Annotated in this window: 22 protein-coding genes and 2 tRNA genes; 16 read left to right on the top strand and 8 right to left on the bottom strand. The window is 71.7% G+C overall.

Annotated features, from left to right (window positions below):
* Positions 1–24: 24 nt before the first annotated feature.
* Together VFZ70_10670 and VFZ70_10665 are read left to right on the top strand one after the other, a co-directional pair.
* Positions 25–96, top strand: a tRNA-Gln gene (locus VFZ70_10670).
* A gap of 43 nt (positions 97–139) precedes the next feature.
* A tRNA-Glu gene (locus VFZ70_10665) sits at positions 140–212 on the top strand.
* Here the strand turns inward: VFZ70_10665 and VFZ70_10660 are convergent.
* From VFZ70_10660 to cofC, 4 genes are all read right to left on the bottom strand, one after another.
* Positions 194–871, bottom strand: coding sequence for an HNH endonuclease (locus VFZ70_10660; GenBank protein ID HEX6256257.1), 678 nt, complete (start codon positions 869–871; stop codon positions 194–196). The two genes, VFZ70_10665 and VFZ70_10660, sit on opposite strands and share 19 nt — an antisense overlap.
* Before the next feature lie 204 nt (positions 872–1075).
* Positions 1076–1495 (bottom strand): hypothetical protein, encoded by a 420-nt coding sequence (locus VFZ70_10655; protein HEX6256256.1) that lies wholly within the window; start codon positions 1493–1495, stop codon positions 1076–1078.
* Positions 1492–1686, bottom strand: coding sequence for a hypothetical protein (locus VFZ70_10650; protein ID HEX6256255.1), 195 nt, complete (start codon positions 1684–1686; stop codon positions 1492–1494). The genes VFZ70_10655 and VFZ70_10650 overlap by 4 nt, the downstream gene beginning before the upstream one ends.
* A 90-nt stretch (positions 1687–1776) precedes the next feature.
* The gene (cofC, locus tag VFZ70_10645) at positions 1777–2379 is read right to left on the bottom strand and encodes a 2-phospho-L-lactate guanylyltransferase (GenBank protein HEX6256254.1); all 603 of its coding nucleotides are present in this window, start codon (positions 2377–2379) and stop codon (positions 1777–1779) included.
* A 97-nt stretch (positions 2380–2476) separates the two neighbouring features.
* On the opposite strand from cofC, the gene VFZ70_10640 reads away from it, so the two are divergent.
* Complete coding sequence (locus VFZ70_10640) at positions 2477–3577, top strand: D-alanine--D-alanine ligase family protein (protein HEX6256253.1); 1101 nt, start codon at positions 2477–2479, stop codon at positions 3575–3577.
* A 10-nt stretch (positions 3578–3587) separates the two neighbouring features.
* Here VFZ70_10640 and VFZ70_10635 read toward each other — a convergent pair whose 3' ends face one another.
* From VFZ70_10635 to rpmB, 3 genes are all read right to left on the bottom strand, one after another.
* Positions 3588–3821, bottom strand: coding sequence for an Lrp/AsnC ligand binding domain-containing protein (locus tag VFZ70_10635; protein ID HEX6256252.1), 234 nt, complete (start codon positions 3819–3821; stop codon positions 3588–3590).
* Positions 3822–4010: 189 nt separating this feature from the next.
* Positions 4011–4283, bottom strand: coding sequence for a DUF4031 domain-containing protein (locus VFZ70_10630; GenBank protein ID HEX6256251.1), 273 nt, complete (start codon positions 4281–4283; stop codon positions 4011–4013).
* 11 nt (positions 4284–4294) lie between these two features.
* Entirely contained in the window at positions 4295–4498 is a 204-nt protein-coding gene (rpmB, locus tag VFZ70_10625; GenBank protein ID HEX6256250.1) for a 50S ribosomal protein L28, read from the bottom strand.
* A 274-nt stretch (positions 4499–4772) separates the two neighbouring features.
* On the opposite strand from rpmB, the gene recG reads away from it, so the two are divergent.
* The 7 genes from recG to VFZ70_10590 all read left to right on the top strand — a co-directional run bounded on the left by recG (position 4773) and on the right by VFZ70_10590 (position 11130).
* Positions 4773–6932: an ATP-dependent DNA helicase RecG gene (gene recG, locus VFZ70_10620; GenBank protein HEX6256249.1), complete on the top strand. Its 2160-nt coding sequence runs from the start codon at positions 4773–4775 to the stop codon at positions 6930–6932.
* A gap of 67 nt (positions 6933–6999) precedes the next feature.
* Positions 7000–7581: a 16S rRNA (guanine(966)-N(2))-methyltransferase RsmD gene (rsmD, locus tag VFZ70_10615; GenBank protein HEX6256248.1), complete on the top strand. Its 582-nt coding sequence runs from the start codon at positions 7000–7002 to the stop codon at positions 7579–7581.
* Between the two features lie 42 nt (positions 7582–7623).
* A complete protein-coding gene (gene coaD, locus VFZ70_10610) occupies positions 7624–8130 on the top strand; it encodes a pantetheine-phosphate adenylyltransferase (GenBank protein HEX6256247.1) in 507 nt (168 codons plus the stop codon).
* The gene (locus VFZ70_10605; protein ID HEX6256246.1) at positions 8123–8647 is read left to right on the top strand and encodes a hypothetical protein; all 525 of its coding nucleotides are present in this window, start codon (positions 8123–8125) and stop codon (positions 8645–8647) included. The genes coaD and VFZ70_10605 overlap by 8 nt, the downstream gene beginning before the upstream one ends.
* Positions 8648–8755: 108 nt before the next feature.
* Positions 8756–9283 carry a DUF177 domain-containing protein gene (locus VFZ70_10600; GenBank protein HEX6256245.1) on the top strand — a complete coding sequence of 176 codons (528 nt, stop codon included), beginning with the start codon at positions 8756–8758 and terminating at the stop codon, positions 9281–9283.
* A 219-nt stretch (positions 9284–9502) separates the two neighbouring features.
* Positions 9503–10309 carry a ribonuclease III gene (gene rnc, locus VFZ70_10595; protein ID HEX6256244.1) on the top strand — a complete coding sequence of 269 codons (807 nt, stop codon included), beginning with the start codon at positions 9503–9505 and terminating at the stop codon, positions 10307–10309.
* Entirely contained in the window at positions 10306–11130 is an 825-nt protein-coding gene (locus tag VFZ70_10590; GenBank protein ID HEX6256243.1) for a DNA-formamidopyrimidine glycosylase family protein, read from the top strand. Before rnc ends, VFZ70_10590 begins: the two co-directional genes overlap by 4 nt.
* Here VFZ70_10590 and VFZ70_10585 read toward each other — a convergent pair.
* Positions 11121–12134 (bottom strand): alpha/beta hydrolase, encoded by a 1014-nt coding sequence (locus VFZ70_10585; protein HEX6256242.1) that lies wholly within the window; start codon positions 12132–12134, stop codon positions 11121–11123. The two genes, VFZ70_10590 and VFZ70_10585, sit on opposite strands and share 10 nt — an antisense overlap.
* A gap of 276 nt (positions 12135–12410) precedes the next feature.
* Between VFZ70_10585 and VFZ70_10580 the strand changes: the two genes are divergently transcribed.
* From VFZ70_10580 to ffh, 6 genes are all read left to right on the top strand, one after another.
* The gene (locus VFZ70_10580) at positions 12411–12599 is read left to right on the top strand and encodes a hypothetical protein (protein ID HEX6256241.1); all 189 of its coding nucleotides are present in this window, start codon (positions 12411–12413) and stop codon (positions 12597–12599) included.
* A 100-nt stretch (positions 12600–12699) separates the two neighbouring features.
* Positions 12700–16173: a chromosome segregation protein SMC gene (gene smc, locus VFZ70_10575; GenBank protein HEX6256240.1), complete on the top strand. Its 3474-nt coding sequence runs from the start codon at positions 12700–12702 to the stop codon at positions 16171–16173.
* Positions 16174–16192: 19 nt separating this feature from the next.
* Positions 16193–17296, top strand: a complete 1104-nt coding sequence (locus tag VFZ70_10570; protein HEX6256239.1) for a hypothetical protein — start codon at positions 16193–16195, stop codon at positions 17294–17296.
* Positions 17297–17319: 23 nt separating this feature from the next.
* Positions 17320–18501, top strand: coding sequence for a signal recognition particle-docking protein FtsY (gene ftsY, locus VFZ70_10565; GenBank protein HEX6256238.1), 1182 nt, complete (start codon positions 17320–17322; stop codon positions 18499–18501).
* Positions 18502–18505: 4 nt separating this feature from the next.
* Entirely contained in the window at positions 18506–19444 is a 939-nt protein-coding gene (locus tag VFZ70_10560; protein HEX6256237.1) for a WYL domain-containing protein, read from the top strand.
* Between the two features lie 107 nt (positions 19445–19551).
* Positions 19552–21111, top strand: coding sequence for a signal recognition particle protein (gene ffh / locus VFZ70_10555; GenBank protein HEX6256236.1), 1560 nt, complete (start codon positions 19552–19554; stop codon positions 21109–21111).
* Positions 21112–21116 lie beyond the last annotated feature (5 nt).

Genomic DNA, 21116 nt, shown 5'->3' with positions numbered 1-21116 from the left:
CGCTGCTATCGTCGGGTCCGCCCTTCGGGGGTGGTGTAATTGGCAACACAGCTGGTTCTGGTCCAGTCGTTGAGGGTTCGAGTCCTTCCCCCCGAGCGAGTGCTTCCAGCACGCATGCAGTAGCATTCGGGAGGCACGAGGCCCCGTCGTCTAGCGGCCTAGGACACTGCCCTCTCAAGGCAGCGGCGCCGGTTCAAATCCGGTCGGGGCTACTCTCTGTATCTCGCAGTTGACCGCTTGTTGCGTCTTCATGTGCCGTGAGCAGATCAGGCCGATAGCGGCTCAGCATTGTTGTCGCGAACGCGATCTTGTCGGCGATGCGCTGACCCCTGGGGTGGGCCGTCGACCAGAGCTCAAGGTTCTCGATGCGGTTGTCGGTCCGCACACCGTTGCGGTGGTGGACAGTCTCATCAGGGTGGAGCGGTCTGCCCAGGGCCCGTGCCATGACGAGCCGGTGCTCGAGGGCCTGTGTGGCTCCGTCCGTCAATGGACGCTCCGAAGGCGTCACCGGAACCTTCCGGCAACCATGGCTGATGGATCCCTCCCCGGTCACCGAGCGGATCGGGACGTCGGCCTGCACCGACCCGGTCGCCTGGAGTCTCTTGTGGTGGGCCTTGCACAGGCCGCGGGAGTGGCAACGGCGCCCGCACGCGTCGACCGTGCACGTCTCGGGTTGCGTGCGTCGTGTCAGCGGCTTGTCGGGTTGCACGTCGCCGGTGCGGTGCCAGCGCAGATAGTGGCCGTGACACCAGCCACGAGCCTCGACGGGATGCTCGCAGGTGGGGACAGCGCAGGTGGTCGGCGGTTCGGTGCCCTGTGCGGGAACGTCGGCTCTGGGATCGCCGTGTCGAAGGACACGCTTGTAGTGCATGCCACATAGACCGCGGGCGTAGTGCCGCCTGTCGCAGCCGTCCACCGTGCAGGATCGTCGCGGCACCCCAAACCCCGCTGTCGAATGTGTGTTCGATCACCGTAGCGGGGCGGAGTGCGCCGAATCGAACCTGCGCCACGCGGGCTGTGGACAACGATGGATGGTCACCCGCGGGCGGTTGTCGAATGCGTCCCGGTCGACGATTCAGGACGAGATGCGCGACGCGTCCGAGCGCGAAGGGAGCAGGGCCGAGCGGACGCCCCCGCTGAGCAGCAGCCCCAGCTGGAGTCCTGAGAGCGCGATGCCGGCGATGCTGCCGGCCCCGCGGAACGGCACCGCGGCGCCGAGCAGCGTGACGCCTGCCGCGAGGACACCCAGCGGCCACGCCCACGTGCGCCGGCGTGCGACGCCGTACGCCACGGCGCCGTGCAGGCAGGCCGCCGCCGTGAACGCGATCGCGACCGGAACGACCGCGCGCGAACCGCCGGGTCCCAGCCCGGACACGACGGGGATGCGCACGCCGGCGTGGCCTACCGCCAGGAGCGCGGATCCGAGGGCCAGGGTGCCGCTGATCCAGCTGGTGGCGCGCAGCGCCCGCCCCGACCCGCGGTCATCGGGCGTCACAGGCTGACGACCTGCAGATCGGTGACCCGGTCGTCGTCGCGGCGGAAGCGCACGCGCTGGCCCAGCCGCAGCTCCTCCAGGCCACTGTCGAGGAACGCCTGGCTGTCGAACGCCAGTTCCTCGCTGTGGTCATCGACCAGTGTGCCCGCGCCGGTCTCGATGTTGAAGTCCTTGATCGTGCCCTGCGGCATTGCAGCTCCTCATGGTGGCCCGGGGGAGGGTCGCGGTCAGCAATCCTAGGCGGCACGGACGCGACCACGCGACGCGCCTCCGCGACCGCGTCAGCGGTGGTCAGCGCGCGCGGACCGGCCAGCGTCGGCGGCCGCGTCGAGGTCGGCCGGCCGGTCGACGTCGTGACGCAGCCCGCGAGAGGAAAGGAGTGTCGCACGCAGACCGACCCGTGCGGCCGCAGCCAGGTGGGCGGCCGCCGACCGCTGCCCGAAGGCAGGGGCCACCGCCGCGCGTGGGCGGCGCAGCAGCGCGCCGGTCCCACCGTCGCGCGTCGCCGCGACCACGACGCCCGGCCACTGTCCGCAGTCCAGCACGAACGTCAGGTCGGCGACGCGCAGCAGGGGCAGGTCGGTGACCACGACCAGCGACGCGTCGCCACCCGCCCGCGCCGTGGCGTGGGCGACCGCGGCGTTGAGGTCGGGCGTCGGCTCGGCGACCCACTCGATGCCTGCGGAGCGCGCCAGCCCGGCACCGGTCGCGTCCCCGACGACGGCGCACACCCTGTCGATGCCGGGCGTCGCCGCGCAGACGCGCGCCACATGGGTGAACAACCGGGCCATCAGCGCCTGCCGCTCACCGGCGTCGAGCCTTGCGGCGAGCCGCTGCTTGGACCGGTCGAGCGCCTTGAGCGGCAGGATCGCGCTGATGGACACCCCCGCACTGTAGGTCGTGGCTCCCGCACAGGCTCTACACTGCGTCCACGATGTCTTCCCGCGCACCTTTCCGAGTCGTCCGAGCTGCGGTGCGACCATGACCGCGCTGTACCCGGTGCGCGTGCTCGTGCTGTTCGGCGGCCGCTCCGCCGAGCACGAGATCTCGTGCCTGTCGGCGCGCAACGTCGTGGCGGCGCTCGATCCCGACCGCTACCGCGTCACGATGGTCGGTATCACCCGTGCGGGCCGTTGGACGCTGGTCGACGAGGTGCCTCAGTCCGCCGAGGGTCTGCCGGAGGTGCCCGACGACGGTGACACCGTCGCGCTCGTGCACGGCGTCAAGGGCCCCCGGCTCGTGCGGTTCCTCGATGACGACCGGGTGGACGTGCTCGGTCCGATCGACGTGTGCTTCCCCGTGCTGCACGGGCCGTACGGCGAGGACGGAACGGTGCAGGGCCTGTTGGCGAGCATGGGTGTCCCGTACGTGGGGTCGTGCGTCGCGGCCAGCGCCGTGGGCATCGACAAGCGCCAGATGAAGAACGTGTTCACGGCCCGCGGACTGCCGCAGGTGCCGTACGTGGTCGTCTGGCGCTGGCGGGTGGAGCAGGACCGCGACCGGGTGCTCGACGACGTCGAGGCGCAGGTGTCGTATCCGATGTTCACCAAGCCCGCGCGCCAGGGGTCGTCCATCGGCATCCGCAAGGTCCGCAACCGCGATGAGCTGAGCGCCGGCATCGACGAAGCGCTCGGCTACGACCGCTGCGTGCTGGTCGAGCGCGGGCTCGACGGACTGCGCGAGCTCGAGTGCGGGGTGATGGGCAACACGCAGGTCGACGTCACGCCTCCGGGCGAGGTGCTGACCGGTAACGAGTTCTACGATTTCGAGGGCAAGTACCTCGACGAGGAGTTGCGCCTGCACTGCCCGGCGGACGTGCCGGCCGACATCACCGTCCGCTGCATCGACCTCGCGCGACGTGCGTACCGGGCCATCGGCGCACGCGGCATGGCCCGCGTGGACCTCTTCTACGTCGACGGCCAGGTGCTGGTCAACGAGATCAACACGATCCCCGGGTTCACGGCCGCGTCGATGTTCCCGCACGTGTGGGAGACCCAGGGCGTGTCGGCTCGCGAGCTCGTCGACCGCCTGCTCGCGCTGGCGCTGGAGGCGGGCGACTCGGAGGGGCGCTTCTCGCCGTGACCTTCTGCCGTCAGAGGTCGACGACGGGGCAGGTCAGCGTCCGGTCGATGCCATCGATCGCCTGGATCCGGGCGACGACCAGCCGACCCAGTTCGTTGATGTCGTCCGCGCACGCGCGCACGATGACGTCGTAGGGCCCGGTCACGTCGTCGCTCGACTCGATGCCGGGAAGCGATCGGATCGCGGCGGCGACATCGGCCGACCGCCCGACCTGGGTGAGCACGAGGATGTAGGCCGTGATCATCACTGGTCGCCGATCGGTTCGTCGCCTGTTGTCGGACCGGGCGACCGACCAGCCGACCGTGTCAGGGGGACGTACGGCCGCCCAGGCCGCCCGGGCATGCAGGTCGATCCTCACATGTCACGCGCTCGAGCACCAGCGAGCGGTGCCGTCCCGTGTGCGACACCCGGGTGACGGCCGCGTCGAGCGCGCTCAACGGGCTGCGTGACGCCGGTTGCGTGGACGACGCAGGCCGGCATCGCGCAACCGGCGCACCAGCTCGCGGCTGTCGATCGGCGTGGCGCCCAGCGCGACGGCGTCGTCCCACGCATCCTCGGGCAGATCGTAGTGGTCGCCCTGGAACCACTCGCGACGAAGACCGAGCCGTGCCGCGAACTCGTGGAGCTCGTCGTAGTCGGTGTCGCTGGCCAGATGTGACCAGCGTCGACCGCGCCACCGCCACAGTGGCCGGTCGATGACGATCACGCTCGTCGGCGTCAGCTGGTGCGCTGCGGCGGACGCTGGACCTTGCCCGCCTTCATGCACGACGTGCACACGTCGGCGCGCCGCGTCCTCGTGCCGTCCCACACCCGGATGCGCTGGATGTTGGGGCTCCACCGACGCTTGGTGCGGCGATGCGAGAAGCTCACCTGGTAGCTGAAGTGGGGACCTTTTCCGCAGATCTCGCAGACGGCAGCCATCGGAGGTCGTCCTTGTGGTCGGTCATGGATGTTCGTGGGCCCGCGTCCTGGCGGTGTGCGCTGCGTGCCCACGGTTGCCTGGCCGTCGCGACGCACAGGTCGCGGGCTCGTCGGGTGAGCGGATGCGCACGGTGCCGAGCGGCGGGGCATGGATGAACCGCCGACGCGTGGACCGGCAGCCCGAATGGTATCGGCGCCGTGGTGCTTCGCAAGCGGTGGCGGCCCGCTGCATACACTGCGCACGCTGGCTCACCCGCCCCGACGTGTCAGGACCATGGCCGACCCCGACCTCTCCGACCTCACCGGTCACCGCGACGGCGCCGCCGCGCTGCTCGATGCGGCGGTCACGACCGTTCCCGGCGTCAGTACCAGGGTCGCGGGCATCCTACGTTCGGCGTTCGGCATCACGACCGTGCGGGACCTGCTGACCCACTACCCGGTGCAGGGCAAGTACCGGGACCTGGGCGCGGTGACCGAACCCACGCTCGACCTGCTCGACGAGCAGGTGACGATCGTGGGCACCATCGACCGGTGGCGGATGATCCGCCCGCGCGGCCGCAGGTTGACCATTGCGCGGGCGCGGGTCCGGACCGACCACGGGGTGTCAGTCGACGCGCCGTTCTTCAACCAGGACTGGCGCGCCCGCCGCCATCCGCAGGGCAGTCGTGTGGCGCTCTCCGGCACGCTGGCGCGGTTCCGCGGCGATCTGCAGCTGAAGAACCCGACGGTGATCGAGCTCGACGACGACGGCGGCGTGGCCGCGCAGGCACGCATCGTCCCCACCTATCCGGCGACCGAGAAGCTGTCGAGCGCCCGACTGCGCACGCTGATCGAGTCCGCCTTGGATGCGCTGCCGCCCGTCGAGGACTTCCTGCCCATCGTCCTGCGCGCGGAGCACGGACTGGTCGAGCTCGACGACGCGCTGCGCACGATCCACCGCCCCGAGTCGCTCGCCGCCGTGCGCCCCGCCCGCACGAGGCTGGTCTACGACGAGCTGCTCACCCTGCAGGTCGGCCTGCAGCGTCGCCGGCGCCGCCTCGAGGTGGAGGAGGTCGGCATCACCCAGCCGCCGGTGGCGGGCGGTCTGGTCGCCCAGCTCGAGCTCGCGCTGCCGTTCATGCCGACGAAGGCGCAGCTGGCGGCCTTCGCCGGGATCGAGACCGACATGACGCGGCCCCGGCCCATGCACCGCCTGCTCCAGGGCGACGTCGGTGCCGGCAAGACGCTCGTGGCCGCGCGGGCGATGCTCACGGCGGTCGACAACGGGCGGCAGGCGGTGCTCATGGCGCCCACCGAGGTACTCGCCGAGCAGCACCAGCGCACCTTCGAGCAGCTGCTCGCGCCGCTGGGGTTGAACATGTTCGACGGCCCGCGTCTGGCGTTGATCACCGGCAGCACGACGACGGCGCAGCTCCGGCAGGTCCTCGCGGAACTGGCGGCGGGCGACATCCAGATGGTCGTCGGCACCCACGCCCTGCTCGAGCCGCGCGTGCAGTTCCACGACCTTGGCCTGGTGGTCGTCGACGAACAGCACCGCTTCGGCGTGCGCCACCGGGCGCGGCTGAAGGACAAGCGTGCGGACGGCGGGTCGCCGGATGTCCTCGTGATGACAGCCACGCCGATCCCCCGATCGCTGGCGTTGACGATCTACGGCGACCTCGACGTCACGACGCTCGACGAGCTGCCGCCGGGTCGCCAGCCGGTGACGACGACGGTGCTGCACAGCTCGTCGCCGCGCCGGCGGCGTCTGTACGACTTCGTGCGGGATCGGGCGGCCGCCGGTGAGCGGGCTTACGTCGTGTGCCCGCTGGTCAGCGACTCGGACGCGCTGCCCGACGTCGCTTCGGCCGAGGCGATGCACCGGCACCTGACGGAGCAGGTCTTCCCCGACCTCGACGTCGGCCTCGTGCACGGGCAGCTCGCGTCCGCGGACAAGGACGCGGCGATGGCGGCGTTCCGCGCGGGAGGGACGCAGATCCTGGTGTCGACGACGGTGATCGAGGTCGGTGTCGACGTACCCGAGGCCACGATCATGATCATCGAGGACGCCGACCGGTTCGGCCTCAGCCAGCTGCACCAGCTGCGCGGACGGGTCGGGCGCGGCGCCGCACGCAGCTACTGCGTGCTGTTTGCGCGGGTCGCCGACGACAACGAACGGCTGGCGGCGCTCGCCGGGACCAGCGACGGGTTCGACCTCGCCGAGATCGACCTCCGTCTGCGCGGCGAGGGCAGTCTGTTCGACACACGGCAGTCGGGGCTGCCGGACCTCAAGCTGGCCCAGCTGATCCGCGACGCGTCGTGGGTCGCGCGGACGCGCGCCGACGCGCGCGCCCTGGTCGAGGCCGAAGGCGGCCTTGACCTGTACCCGGAGCTCGAACAGGAGGTCCGCCGACGTTACGGCGACGAGCGCATCGCCGAGCTCGAGACGTCGTGAGCGGCGACGCGACGGGCCGGCCGACGGGTGAGGGCGAGCGTCAGCGCGCCGTGGGGCGGGGAGCCTCGTGACGCGGGTCGTGGCTGGAGCGCTGGGCGGCCGGCGGTTGCGGGTGCCGCGGGGGAGCGCGGTGCGACCGACATCCGACCGGGTCCGCGAGGCGCTGTTCTCGACGCTGGGAGCCCGCGTCGTCGATGCGGTCGTGCTGGATCTCTTCGCCGGGAGTGGCGCCCTGGGCATCGAGGCCCTGTCGCGGGGCGCCCGCGCCGTGACCTTCGTGGAGCGGGACCGTGGGGTCGCCAGGATCCTGCGGGCCAACCTCGCGGCGCTCGACCTGAGGGCCGATGTGCGCGTGGCCGACGCCGCTCGGTTCGTCGATGACCTGGCCGTCGCGTCGGCCGTGACACCATTCGACCTCGTGCTGTGCGATCCCCCCTACCGCGTCGCATCCGGGCAGGTCGCGGACCTCCTCACGCGCCTGGCGGCGACCGGCCACGTCGCCGCGGATGCGATGATGGTCGTCGAGCGTGACCGCCACGGCGAACCGTTGGACTTCCCCCAAGGCGGCCCGCGGGTGACGGATGCGCGCCCGTACGGCGACACGGTGCTGTACTACGTGTCGGCCGCCATCATCGACGCAGGAGGCTGAGGACATGCGGGCCTTGAGTCGCGGCAGCGACAGGACCCGGCCGTGAACGCATCCGCGCGCAGCGCCGTGTGTCCGGGCACGTTCGACCCGGTCACCAACGGGCACGTCGACGTGATCGAGCGTGCCGCGGTGCACTTCGACCAACTGCTCGTCGCCTGCCTGCGCAATGTCGGCAAGAAGCCGCTGTTCGAGCTCGAACGCCGCGTCGAGCTGCTGTCTTCGGCCACCGCGCACCTCGACAACATCGAGATCGCCACCTTCGACGGCCTGCTCGTCGACTTCTGCCGCCAGCGCGACGTGCGGATCGTCGTCCGCGGCCTGCGGGCGGTCAGCGACTTCGAGAGCGAGCTGGAGATGGCGCAGATGAACCACACGCTGGCCGACGTCGAGACGTTCTTCGTGGCGACCAGCCCCCTGCATTCCTTCCTCTCGTCGACACTCGTGAAGGAAGTGGCACGCTTCGGTGGGGACGTCACGCCGTTCGTCCCGTCGGCGGTCAACCACAGCCTCCGGACGCAGTTTGCGGGCAAGGGGACCAGACATGAGTGAGATCACCCTGGGCGAGCTCGAGGAGCGTCTCGACGAGCTCGAGCTCGCCCTGTCCGAGGCCCGCCCGATGCCGTTGTCCGCGTCGGTGCTGGTCAGCCGCGAGGCCCTGACCCAGCTCGTCAGCGAGATCCGTGACCTGCTGCCCGACGAGCTACGGCAGGCACGATGGGTGCTCCGCGAGCGGGAGAGCCTGCTCGAGGAGGCCGAGCACACCGTGCAGCGGATGATCGCCGATGCGCGCCAGGAGTGCCTGCGGCTGACGGGCGAGACCGAGGTCGTGCGCACCGCCGAGCGTGAGGCCAGGCGCGTCGAGCGCGAGTCGACCGAGCAGGCGCGCGCGATGAGGATCGAGGCCGAGGACTACATCGACGGCCAGCTCGCCCGTTTCGAGCTGGTGCTCACCAAGACGCTCAAGACCGTCTCGGCCGGTCGCGATCGACTGCGAGCCGACGGCGAGGAGGCCTCCGCCGACCTGACCGGGACCGACCAGGCGCTCTTCGATCATGAGCGCAGCTGACGACGCGTTCGAACGCCGGGGTCGTGATAGACTCCGGTGTTCGAACCATTGATGCTCATACCACCGAGGCGCAGAGCGCCTCCTTTTGGTTGCCCACACGTGATCTTCATGCCTTCGCACGCTGACACGACGATCGACGTCCGCGCGTTGATCGACCGCCCGGGAGCGACCCGATCGCTCGACCGGGAGCTGCCCGTGCCGAGGGACCTGTCCGACGACCTCGTCGTGCCCGGTCCCAAGGTGCGCGCAGACGTGCTCATCGAGCGGGTGGTCGACGGACTGCTCGTGCGCGGGACGGTGACGGCGCAGGCGCGGGTGGCATGTGCGCGGTGCCTGGTGACGCGCGACGGGACGCTGCGCACCGACGTCATCGAGCTGTTCAGCAGCGAGGTCGGCGAGGACGACGAGCCCGGGTACGCGATCGTGGACGCGACCATCGACCTCGACACGATGCTGCGCGACGCGCTGGCCGACGCGATGCCGATGCGTCCGTTGTGCCGGCCCGACTGCCGCGGGTTGTGCCCCGTCTGTGGCGCAGATCTGAACACGCAGCCCTGCGACGGGCACGAGGAACGCGCCGACCCGCGGTGGGCGACGCTGTCCGAGCTCCAGCTGCCCGACGCCAACCAGTCCTGAGCCACACGAGAACCGAGAGAGACCATGGCTGTCCCGAAGCGCAAGAAGTCCCGCTCACGCACCCGTCACCGCCGGTCCAACTGGCTGGCCGCACGCACGCCGACGGTGGCGAGTTGCGCGCGGTGCTCGTCTCCGGTCCAGCCGCACACTGTGTGCGGCGTCTGCGGCTACTACCGCGGCCGCAAGTTCCTCGAGGTGGATTCCTGAGGCTGAGGATCGGTGCACGCCAGCGCCCCTGACGGCGACGACCCGGCAGGAACCTCCGCGCCGGGCGCACCCGCGCTGCAGCGTGCGCTGGGCGTCGACGTCCGCAACGAACAGCTGTGGGACCGGGCGCTGACCCACCGCAGCTACGCGTTCGAGGCCGGCGGAACACCGAACAACGAGCGGCTCGAGTTCCTGGGCGACGCCGTGCTGCAGCTCGTTATCACCGACGAGATCTTCCGCAGCCTGTCCGACGCACGTGAGGGTCGGCTCGCCAAGCTGCGTGCGGCGATGGTCAACACTGCGCGGCTGGCCGATCTGGCACGGACCGTGCAGCTGGGCACGGCGATCAAGCTCGGGCGCGGCGAGGAGCAGTCCGGCGGCGCCGACAAGGACTCGATCCTGGCCGACACGCTCGAAGCCGTCTTCGGTGCCATCTACCTCGACCTCGGCCTGCGGACGGTCACCGACGTCATCCTGCGGCTGTTCGGACCACTGATCGACGAGCTGTCGACCCAGCACGCGGCGCTGGACTACAAGACGTCGCTGCAGGAGCTGGCCGCGGCCCGGCTGTCGGCGTTGCCGGTGTACCAGGTCACGGACTCGGGTCCAGACCACGACAAGGCGTTCGTGGCGGAGGCGATCCTCGAGGGCGAGCGGCTCGGGCGCGGCGAGGGGCGCAGCAAGAAGGCCGCCGAGCAGGAGGCGGCGCGCGAGGCCTATGGCGTGCTCGCCGCGCGCGTCGGCGAGCCGGCCGACGTGGTTGACGCACCCGGTACGGTTGCCGCCAGTCCCCCGGATGCGACAGGAGAACGCCCGTGACCTACCTGCCCGAGGTCGAGGTCATCCGCAAGGAGCTCGAGAAGGAGGTCCAGGGCAAGCGCTTCAAGACCATCAACGTCAAGAACGCCGCCGCCGTAGGTCGCCACCGCAACCGTCCGGAGTTCTACAAGGCGCTGGACGGGCGCAAGATCGAGTCGGTCACGCGTCGGGGACGGTTGCTGCTGTTCGAGCTGGACGAGGAGCAGACACTGGTCGTGCTGCTGGGGTCACGTGGGGCCCTCTCGCGGGAGACGGCCACCGAGGAGGGCGGTCCCGACACGCAGTTCACGGCGTCGTTCACCACCGGTGGTGCGCTGCACCTGGTCGATCCGGTCAAGGACGCCGAGCTGTTCGTCGTGCCGACCGCCGAGCTCGACGCCCTGCCCGAGCTGTCCACGGGCGGGATCGACGCGCTGGCCGACACGTTCACGTGGCACGCGTTCGGGCAGGAGCTGATCGCGCGCCAGCAGCCGCTCGCGCTGCTGCTGCGTGACGAGACGTTCATCCTCGGACTCGGCGACCTGTACACCGACGAGATCCTGTGGGCTGCGGGCCTGTCGCCCAACCGTGCCAGCAACAGCCTCACCAGCCAGGAGGTCCGGCGGCTGTACCGCGCGATCTTCGAGGTGCTCTACGAGGCGGTGAAGCAGGGTGGCGTCGAGGTCAGCGACAGCGACGCCGACGATGACGAGATCGAGTACGCCGACTTCGTCAAGGTGTACGAACGCGCGGGTGAGCAGTGCGTGCGGTGCCGCCGTCCGATCGAACAGGTCACGATCGACGGCGTCGACATCTTCGCCTGCTCGGGCTGTCAGACCTGAGCATCGATGCCGCCGGTGGCTGCCAGCGCCCGCATCAGTGCGGGAACGAACACGTCGTCGCGGGCGATCATCGCGTCGTGGTCGACGTCGATCTCAACGACCGTGGTGTCCGGGCCCAGCCGCGTGGCCAGGTCGCGCTGGTTCGCGACCGGCACCAGCGTGTCACGTGCGGTGATCACGACCGCCCTCGGCACGTCGACGGTCGGCACCCAACCCCGCGCGTCGAATCGTGACAGCTCGCGACCGGCCTCCGCGATGTCCTCGGCGCTGCCGCGGTCGACCTCACCGATCATCCACGGGAGCAGGGGCTGCAGCCTGCGCGGTAGCTCATCGCCGATCATGCGGGTCAGCTGGAGCGGCAGTCGCTCGTCGACGACGGCCCGCAGGCCGCGCTCCCACCAGTGGCGTGGCAGCAGGCGCATCACGAGTTGCAGCAGGCCCATGCCGCGCCACAGCCACTGATCGACGCGGGTGACGTTGAACGTCGCGCTCGTGGCGCACAGGACCAGCCCTGAGACCAGGTCGGGGTGGCGCTGCCACAGCAGCAGCGCGATGGGGCCACCCATCGAGTACCCGACTGCCGTCACCGGGCCCGTGTCGAGCGCGCCCAGCACCGCGGCCACGTCGTCGGCGGCGTCGACGAGGCGGAACGGGCGGGACGGACGCGGTCCGCGCCCGTGGCCACGGTGGTCGGGAGCAACCACCCGCGCGTGCTCGGCGACCGCGTCGTAGGACGTGAACCAGTGCATGTCTGCCGGGAACATCCACCCGTGCAGCAGCAGCACGGTCGGTGCGTCCGGGCGGGGTCCGGGCGCGTCACGGAGGAACTGCTCGCCGCGACCGTCCACCGCGACCACCCGCGCGGGCGGCAGGCCCGGCGGGGGATCGGGGCTCGCGTCCTCGGGGGGTACGGGGCGCGCACGTCCGGCCGCCCACAGCGCGGCCGCGACCGCGGCCAGTGTCGATCCGGCCCACCACGTCAGCGCTCGTTTCAGCACACGCACGCCACGAGCGTAGCCATCAACCCGACGGCGGTCGGAGGCATGGTGCGGCGCCGGATTGACCAGGTCGCCTGCCACCTGCGATGATCGGATCGCACACGGGTCACGAACCAGCGCGCCTGTTGCGTGTATTCGCCCGTGTTGGGGTATAGTGCACTCGTGAAATGACGACGAGTCGACGGATCGCGTCGAGACCGTCATCGCATCGCTCAACCGTGATCGCTGCGGCCGCGATGTGCGGTTGCACAAGCCGTGTGGACCTGAGAGGACGACCCTGGGATGAAGGCGCTCATCGGAGCCATGGACCGTCGGCCGTACCAGATGCTGGCGGAGCTCACCTCGTTGCGTGCACGAGTAGCCGGCCTGCGCGAGGAGCTTGCGGCCGCCGAGGCCGAGAAGCTCGCGTTGCAGGAGGAGGTCACGCGCCTACGCGCGCTCGCTGAGCGGGAGGTCGTCCTCACGAGCTGACCATCACCGACCACCACACGAGCGGCAGCACCTGCCGCTCTTTTTCGTGCCCCGACGGCGGTGTTTGGACCCGTTCCGCACGCTGCCTACACTCCACGCCGTGCACCTGTCCTCGCTGACCCTCCGCGGCTTCAAGTCGTTCGCCGACAAGACGACGCTCCCGCTGGAGCCGGGCGTCACCGTCGTCGTCGGTCCCAACGGGTCCGGGAAGTCGAACATCGTCGACGCGCTGACGTGGGTGCTGGGCACGAACAGACCCCGGTCGCTGCGCAGTGGCGCGATGGCCGACGTCATCTTTGCCGGGGCCCCGGGGCGACCCGGACTGGGCCGCGCGTCGGTCGAGATCACCATCGACAACTCGGATCGCGCCGTTCCGCTGGACTTCGGCGAGATCACCATCGGTCGGGCGATGTTCGCGTCCGGCGAGACCGAGTACACCATCAACGGCGAGACGTGCCGGCAGCTCGACATCGCCGAGCTGCTCAGCGACACCGGACTCGGTCGCGAGAGCCACACGATCGTCAGCCAGGGCCAGCTCGACGCCATCCTGGTCGCCCGGCCCGAGGAGCGGCGCGCGTTCATCGACGAGGCCGCCGGCATCACCAAGCACCGTCGCCGCAAGGACCGGGCGGTCCGCAAGCTGGACCAGATGGCCGAGCACGCCGAGCGCCTGGAGGACGTCGGCCGCGAGCTCAAGCGCAGCCTGCGTCCGTTGGAGCGCCAGGCCGAGGCGGCGGCGCGCCACGCCGAGCTGACCGCGCGGCTGCGGATGGTCCGCGCGGAGCGCGCGACCGATGCGCTGATCATGGCGACGCAACGGTTCGCCGACGTCGAGGCGCACCACCGCGGCACCGCCGCCGCGACCAGAAGCCTGGCCGAGCGGGTGGACACGCTGCGTGCGGAGCAGGACGCGGCGGAACGGGCCGTCGCCGAGCTGCGGCCCGCGGCGGACCGTGCCGCGGCGAACCACTTCCGCCTCGCCAACGGGCTCGAACGGCTCCGCGCGGTGCAGACGCAGATCGCCGAGCGTCGGCGGGGCCTGCACGACGCACTCGACGAACCGGTCATGCTGCGCGACCCGGCGGAGTTGCACAAGACGGCGGCCGCGGAGCAGGAACGACTGGACGCCGCCGACCAGGACGTCGCGGCACGCCGGAGCCAGCTGGCCGAGGCCGCGACGGCCCGCGGTGAGGCCGACGCGGCGCGCCGGGCGCACATGCAGGCGCAGGCGGCGGAGAGCCGTCGACGCGCCGCTGCCCGCGAGCACCGGCTGCGCTGGGAGGGACAGGTGGCCGCGCTGCGGTCGGCCCTGGCGCGCGCTGTGAGCGAGCAGGCACGCATCGGCGGCCGGCTCGTGGCGCTGCGCGAGCGCGAGGCCCGTCACGCCGAGGACATCGCCGTGGCACGTGCCGCCTACGACGAGCAGCGTGCGCGCCGGGACCGGCAGGCGGACGCCGTCGCCGACGCCGAGCAGGTCGTGGCGCGGTGTCGTGCCGCAACCGATGACGTGATCGCGCGGGAGCGCGACGCCGAGCGACGCCGCGCGGGTCTCGGCGCCCGCGTCGACGCGCTGACGGCGGCTGCGGCCGAGGTGCCCGACGGTACGCGCGGCGTGCTCGACGCCAGCGATGACATCATCGGCCGCCTCGCCGAGCAGCTGACCGTCGAGCCCGGTTACGAACGCGCTCTCGGCGTCGCGCTGGGTCCCGCCGCCGACGCGGTGGTGGCGCCCGGGATCGACGCGGCGGAATCGGCGGCACGCGGTGCCCGCGAGCGCGACGACGGCCGGGTGCGTCTGGTGGTCGGTGGTGGCGCCGGTCCGGCGGCGTGGCAGGCGCCCGACGGAGCCCGTGTCGCGGCCCGCCTCGTGCACGGCCCGCCCGAGATCGTCGTGGCGGTCGCGCGACTGCTGCGTGACACGGTGGTCGTCGACGACTATGACGCCGCGTGTGGCCTGGCGCGCCGGCGTCCGGACCTCACCGTCGTCACGCGCGCGGGCGAGTTGGCCGGCGCCGGGGGCTACGTGGTCGGCAGGACGCCACCGCGCAGCACCGTCGAGCAGCAGGCGGCGCTGACCGACGCCCAGCGCAGCCTCGCTGCCGCCGAGGACGAGGCGAACGCCATCACCGACGAGGTCGCGGCCGCACGCTCGGCGTTCGCCGAGGCGGAGCAGGCCCGCGCCGCCGCCGAGGCCGAGCTGCGCGCCGCGACGGTCGCGCACGACGAGCGCGCAGGCCAGCTGCGGCGGCTCGAGACCGAGGACGCGGCCTATCGCCGCGAGCTCGAGGCGGTCGCCCGGTCCGCTGAACAGCTCGACGGCGAGGTGACCACACGGACCGCGGAGCTGGCCCAGCTCGAGACCGACGAGCAGCCCGACGTGGATCCGGCCGACGACGGTCCCGACGTCGAGGCCGAACGGCTCGCCGACGCCTTGGGCGCCGCGCAGGAGGCGGATGTCGACGCACGGGTCGCGCTGTCATCGGCAGTGAGTCGACGGGACGAGATCGCCCGGCGCATCGGCGTCGCGGAGCGGGAGGCGGCCGAGCTCGAACAGGCGTGGGCCGCGGCCGACGCGCGCAGGAACCGGCGCCGCGCCGCGCTCGACCGCTGCGGGGAGCTCGCCGTCGTCGCCGACGACGCCGTCCGCGCGGCGGCCGCGGCGCTGGAAACGTCGGCCGACGAGCGCTCCGCCGCCGAGTCGCGCCGCGACGAGCGGCAGGAGGCGCTCGGAGCCCTGCGATCCAGACTCGCCGACGCCCAGCGGGAGATGACCGACCACACCCGCGACGAGTACAGCGATCAACTGCGTGTCACGGAGGCCCGCCACGTCCTCGACGACGCCCGGGCCCGGGCACGCGACCTGGGGCTGGACCCTGATGCGCTGGTGGACGATGCGGCGGATCCGCTCGACGACGACCGGCGCTCGACGCTGGCGTCCACCGAGGAGGACCTTGCCCGACAGGTCGCGCTGTTGGGTCCGGTCAACCCGTTGGCGGTCGAGGAGTACGAGGCGTTGCGTGAGCGGCAGCGGTTCCTCGCCGAGCAGCTCGACGACCTCGCACGGTCGCGCCGGGACCTGCTCGAGATGATCGCCGCCGTCGACGCACGCATCCGGGAGATCTTCGAGCAGGCCTACGGTGACGTCGCGGCCGAGTTCGAGCGGCTCTTCGAGCGGCTCTTCCCTGGCGGTGAGGGCAGGTTGGTCCTGACCGATCCGGATGAGCTGCTCACGACCGGCGTCGACGTGCAGGCGCGTCCGGCGGGCAAGCGCGTGTCGCGGTTGTCACTGCTGTCCGGTGGCGAGCGCTCATTGGTAGCGCTGGCGCTCGCGTTCGCGATCTTCGCCGCACGGCCGTCGCCCTTCTACGTGCTCGACGAGGTGGAGGCCGCGCTCGACGACGTCAACCTGCAGCGTGTGCTCGACGTCATGGACGAGTTTCGTTCGACGAGTCAGCTGATCGTCATCACCCACCAGAAGCGCACGATGGAGATCGCCGACGTGCTGTACGGCGTGACGATGCGCGCGGGCGGCGTCTCGAGGGTGCTGAGCCAGCGCCTCACGGACGTCGCCTGACACGCGACGGGTCGGCGCGATGTCGACACGTCTGCGCGCCACGCGGCCGCACGGCACGATCGTGGTCCGACACCACAAGATCGGGCTTGCGCACATGACGCTCAACCACCCCACGACCGGCACGCTGACCGCTGCGGTCAGTGACCGCCGGATCGACCGCCGGACCCTGCTGCGAGGGCTGGCCCTCATCGGAGCCGGTGGTGCCCTCGCCGCCTGCGGCGGCGGCGGAGCGGATGTGTCCGTGGCCCCCAGCCCGGCCGCGTCTGCCGCGGGGGACCCGGGCGCGGACGCGGTGGCCGCGGTCGCGCCCGACGCGGCCGTGGCGCTCGCGGTCGTCGCCGCCACCTACGAGCAGCTCGTCGACCAGCCCAACCCCTTCGTGTTCGGGATGTTCACGCTCGAACAGGAGCCCATCGCCGACGCGGCGGCCGAGGTCTGGGCGGTGCCCCCGGACGGTGGGGACCCGATCGGGCCGTGGCCGGCCCGCTGGGCGGACGCCGGCCGTTCCGCCACGCCCAGCGAGGCGACCGAGAGCGCCGGTGCGACGGCCGCCTTCGACAGCCTGTACACCGTCGATGCCGCCTTCGATACGACCGGCGTGCACGAGATCGTGGTCGTGACCGACGACGGTCGCGCCGGGACGGTCGCGGTCGACGTCCGCGACGCCGGCTCGAGCCAGCTGCTCGCGCCGGGCGACCAGGCCGAGTCGGTGCCGACCCCGACGGTCGACGACCCGCTGGGCTACGACACGGTGTGCACCCGTACGCCCGAGCCGTGCGGCATGCACGAGGTCAGCCTGGACGAGGCGCTGGCCTCGGGCCGACCGGTCGCGCTGCTGTTCGCCACACCGGCGTTCTGCCAGACCGCCGTGTGCGGCCCGACGGTCGACATCGTCGACCAGGTCCGTCGCGACGGGTACGACGACGTCACGTTCATCCACTGCGAGATCTTCTCCGACGCGGGCGCGACCGTCGGCGATCCCGTCGCGGCGTGGCAGTTGCCGACAGAGCCGTGGCTGTTCGTCATCGGTCCGGATGGTGAGATCCTGCGCCGGGCCGACGGGCCGTTGCTCGTCGTCGCCGATGAAGTACGGTCGCTGCTCGACAACGGCCTGCAGGCCTGAGCCTCTCCCCAGCAGGAACGATCATGGAACCTGTCATCCTCGCGGTGATCGTCGGCATCCTCGTGGCGGTCGTCTTCCTCGCCCTGTTGCGCGTGCGCCGGCAGCCGCCGAAGCTCGACGAGCAGACCGCTGAACAGCTGGCCGATCGTGCGCCGACGCTCGACGTGCCCGACAGCGACGAGCCGATCCCCGCAGGCGCCCCAGAGGTCACGGAAGCGGCACCGTCGGTCACAGCGCCACCGCGGCCGACGCTCTCGCCGTCGGAACGCTTCCAGGCGCGGCTCGGCCGCGCACGGACGGGCCTGGGCGGCGCGATCGCGTCGATCTTCGGCGGTCGCCTCGACGACGATGCATGGGAGGAGCTCGAGGACTCGCTGATCGGCGCGGACGTCGGTGTCGATGCGACGCTCGAGCTCGTCGCCGGCCTGCGTGACCGTGTGCGCGCGGAGAACATCCGCCGCGGCCCCGAGGCGCTGGCGCTGCTCAAGGAGGTGCTGCGGCTTGAGCTCGGCGTCGCCGACCGCAGCCTCGCGTGGCGGGAGGACGGCACCACCGTCTGGCTCGTCACGGGTGTCAACGGCACGGGCAAGACGACGTCGATCGGCAAGGTCGCGGCTCGCGAGACCGCTGCCGGCCGGAACGTCGTGCTGGCCGCGGCCGACACCTTCCGCGCCGCGGCGGCCGATCAGCTCGAACTGTGGGGTGAGCGCGCCGGCGCGCGCGTCGTGCGCCAGCAGTCCGGCGCGGATCCGGCCGCCGTCGCGTTCGACGGCTGGAGCGCAGCCTCGTCCGCGGACGCCGATCTGCTGATCGTCGACACGGCCGGCCGTCTGCAGAACAAGCGGGCGCTGATGGACGAGCTCGGCAAGGTCAAGCGCGTGCTCGACCGTGAGGCCGGTCACGTCGACGAGGTGCTGCTGGTGCTCGACGCGACCACCGGTCAGAACGGGCTCGTGCAGGCGTCGGCGTTCGCCGAGGCGGTCGACGTGACGGGCGTCGTGCTGACCAAGCTCGACAGCACGGCCAAGGGCGGCATCGTCATCGCGATCCAGCGTCAGCTCGGTCTGCCGGTCAAGCTGGTCGGTCTCGGCGAGGACATCGAGGACCTGGCGGTGTTCGACCCCGACGCCTTCGTCGACGCGTTGTTCGCGGCGGGGCCGCAGGACGTCGAGATCGAACAGGCCGGCGCCGGCGAGGAGCGCTGACGCGTTGGATCGGCGAGGGCGAGCGCAGCGGGCTGACGGGTGGGGGTGCGACAGCCTCCCGCTCGACGATGTGCGGGAGGCGTTGCAGCTGCTGGGCGTCGAGGCACCGGCCGGACGCACGAGGGCGCTGCGGGCGCTGCGGGACGCGTACGCCCAGTTCGGATTCGTCCGTCACCAGCTCGAGCAGGCACCGCCGGCCGCGCGCGCGGCCTTCCTCCGTCTGCTCCACGAGGGTCCGCTGTCCGTAGAGCAGCTGCTCGGTCGCGGCTGGTGGGCGCGCGGCATGCTGCCGTCACCGTTGGACTGGCTGCAGCGTCGGGCGCTCGTGCTGGTCGACGACGCCGGCCGGGTCGTCGCGGTGCGCGAGGCGCGCGAGGGGTACCTGGCGGGGGCGACGCCGTCCCCGGCATCCGGCGACGACCGCGCGGTGACCGGCTCGGCGCGCCTCGGCGTCGAGCCTGCGGGCGCCGTCGTGATCTGTGAGGATCCGGACCTGCTGCACCGTGCGGTCGCGCTTGCCGACGGTGGCCTGCAGCTCATCGCGCCAACCGTGGCGGTATCGACCGCGTCACCCGCTACGGTCGTGCGCGTGCTCCGCGAGGCCAACCTGCCGCTCGTTGAGGATCTGCAGGTCGCCGCCAGCTCCGACCAGCCGGCACTGCCCGACCGCGTCGAGCAGGCCGTCGGGCCGGGCGCGATCAGGGCGCTGCTGACGCGCGCGGTCGACGAGCAGCGCCAGGTGCGTCTGGACTACTACGCGTCCTCGCGTGGCGGCGCCCCGACCGACCGCGTCGTCGACCCCTGGCACTTCGTCGACGACCTGCTGACGGGCTGGTGCCATCTGCGTACCGCGGAGCGCACGTTCGCGCTCGACCGCATCGGTCGCGCGCGGCTCCTGCCGGCGGCGATCACCCACCACCACCACCACCACGACGACGCCTGAGGCGGCGGCCCGCGAGGGCCCGGTCGCGCGGTGCGCCGCTACAGTGACACGGGGCGGCCACGGCCGCCGCACTCGCAGCCCATCCGATCCAACGCTGGAACCCATCCATGTTCGACGCCCTCGGCGACCGCCTGGAAGCCATCTTCGCCAACCTGCGTCGCGGCGGGAAGCTGACCGACGAGCAGGTCAGCGCCACGCTGCGCGAGATCCGACTGGCCCTGCTCGAGGCGGACGTCAACTTCAAGGTCGTCAAGGCGTTCGTCACACGGATCCGCGAGCGCGCCGTGGGTGCCGAGGTGCACGAGGCGCTCAACCCGGCGCAGCAGGTCATCAAGATCGTCCACGAGGAGCTCATCGAGATCCTCGGCGGCATGTCGGCGCCGCTCGACCTGGGCAGCCGGTCGCCGGCCGCCATCATGCTGGCCGGTCTGCAGGGCTCCGGCAAGACGACCGCCGCCGGCAAGCTGGCGATGCTGCTGCAGAAGCAGGGGCGCCAGCCGCTGCTGGTCGCCTGCGACCTCCAGCGGCCCGCCGCCGTCGAGCAGCTGCGGGTGCTTGGCGAACGGGTGGGCGTGCCCGTCTACGCGCCCGTCGAGTCGGGCGACCCGGTGCCGGTCGCGCGTGACGCGATGGACGAGGCCCGCCGGCTGGGTGCCTCGGTGGTCATCGTCGACACGGCAGGTCGGACCAACATCGACGAGGTGCTGATGGCGCAGGCGGCCGACATCAAGGCCGCGGTCGATCCCGCCGAGACGCTGTTCGTCATCGACGCCATGATCGGCCAGGAGGCCGTGAACGTCGCCAAGGCCTTCCAGGAAGCAGTCGACTTCACGGGCGTGATCCTGTCCAAGCTGGACGGCGACGCGCGCGGCGGCGCGGCGCTGTCGGTCGCCGAGGTGACGGGACGCCCCATCAAGTACGCGTCGGTGGGGGAGCAGCTCGCCGACTTCGAGGCGTTCCACCCGGACCGCATGGCTGGGCGCATCCTGGGCATGGGCGACGTCCTGACCCTGATCGAGAAGGCCGAGGACGTCTACACCGAGCAGCAGGCCCAGGACATGGAGGCCAAGCTGCTCGCCGCCGAGTTCACGTTGGAAGACTTCCTCGAGCAGTTCCAGCAGCTCAAGAAGATGGGCCCGCTGCAGGGGCTGCTCGGCATGCTCCCCGGCGTCGGGCGCCAGCTCAAGGACCTCGATCTCGACGAGCGGGAGCTCGTCCGCGTCGAGGCGATCATCCAGTCCATGACCCCGGAGGAGCGTCGGAAGCCCGCCATCCTCAACGGACGTCGCAAGAAGCGCATCGCCCGGGGATCGGGACGGTCGGCGCAGGAGATCAACCAGCTGCTGCGCTCCTTCGAGCAGATGCGCAAGATGATGAAGCAGCTCGGTGGCCCGAAGGGCATGAATGCGCTGCGGGGCATGGGCGACCTCGACCTCGACGCGCTGGCCGCGGGTGGTGGGATGCCCGGCCTGGCGGGCACGCCGTCGCTGGGTGGCCCGCCCCTGCCCGGCGGACTCGGCGGATCGGGGGGTGGCCCGCCCCTGCCCGGCGGGCTCGGCGGATCGGGTCCGCCCGGTGGTCTCCCGGGCGCATCCAAACCGCGCGGCAAGTCCGTGCCCAAGCGCAAGCGCAAGGGCAACAGGCGCAAGGGCGGCAAGCGCCGCTGACGCGC

The sequence above is a fragment of the Euzebyales bacterium genome (genome assembly GCA_036374135.1).
GTDB lineage: Bacteria > Actinomycetota > Nitriliruptoria > Euzebyales > JAHELV01 > JAHELV01.
This window is presented reverse-complemented; position numbering and strand designations above follow the sequence as displayed.